General features: G+C 35.4%; 1 protein-coding gene. It reads right to left on the bottom strand.

Features of this window, described 5'->3' with window-relative positions:
• The coding region (locus B3W71_RS00610) for a S8 family serine peptidase (protein WP_346887006.1) at window positions 1-483 on the bottom strand (483 nt) is incomplete at both ends.

The following is a 483-nucleotide window of genomic DNA, read 5'->3' as shown; positions in this document are numbered from 1 at the left end:
ATGAGCACCTAGATTACTACTCATTGGTAAAAATATTACTATAGGCCTTTCATATTTAGCTCTTTCTTGTACAAGATAGAGCATAGCTGTAGCTATATCAGTATTATGGTAAATTGGGATACTAGTTGATGAGACCTCCGATATTTCAGAGAATTCTCTTATAGGCCTTACCTTTACTACTATAAAATCACAGTTAGGAGCAGCACCTTTCACATTGTTGTAACCTCTAGCACCTATTATACCTGCACACTGAGTCCCATGTCCGTTGGTATCTCTTTCAGGAACAATAGAGTATGGATCACCGCCATCTTTACTTAATTTAATAGCTGCATTTATTTGCTCATTTGAATATACGCTACCGTAACGAATATTTTCTGGTGAAACTCCACTACTATCAGTTTGATCCCAAATAGACAAGATTCTAGTAGTTCCATCTTCTCTAGTAAATTCTACATTTAAATAGTCTATACCAGTATCTATAGT

The organism is Clostridium sp. UBA1056 (assembly GCA_002316385.1).
In the GTDB taxonomy this organism is placed as follows: Bacteria; Bacillota; Clostridia; order Clostridiales; family Clostridiaceae; genus Clostridium_J.
The sequence above is the reverse complement of the archived record's forward strand: the minus strand, read 5'-3'. Positions and strand labels throughout refer to the sequence as shown.